Annotated in this window: 1 protein-coding gene; it reads right to left on the bottom strand. The window is 40.6% G+C overall.

Annotated elements, in window-relative coordinates:
* The coding region (locus ACTQ45_RS13660; RefSeq protein ID WP_441764036.1) for a transporter substrate-binding domain-containing protein at positions 1 to 433 on the bottom strand (433 nt) is incomplete at both ends.

Here is a 433-nt window from a genome sequence, read left to right as displayed (position 1 = left end):
ACTATTACCAACCATTACTTCTTGGTACATATTGACAGAATCTTCAAAAGTCACAATTTCAAAGTCATACTCTTCTCGTAAGGACTCAGCTAGTTCAGCCCCTTGTGTCCCGGTTTTAACTGCAATTCTTTGTCCCTTTAAATCGTCTAATGTTTGGACATCGCTATCTGCTTTAACCGCAAAAGATAAACTACTATTATAGTAAGCTTCTGAAAAATCAAAAGCCTCTTGTCGCTCAGGCGTAATACTCATTCCAGCAATCACACCGTCAACTTGCTTACTTTCCAAGGCTTGAACAGCCGCATTAAAGCCTAGAGCTCGTACTTCATATTCGAAACCTTGATCTTCAGCAATCGCTGCTAGAATATCCATATCTATCCCAACCATCTCGCCCGCTTCATTTACGAACTCAAATGGAGCAAAGGTTGTATCG

Source organism: Fundicoccus sp. Sow4_D5 (assembly GCF_052116365.1).
In the GTDB taxonomy this organism is placed as follows: Bacteria; Bacillota; Bacilli; order Lactobacillales; family Aerococcaceae; genus Fundicoccus.
The sequence above is the reverse complement of the archived record's forward strand: the minus strand, read 5'-3'. Positions and strand labels throughout refer to the sequence as shown.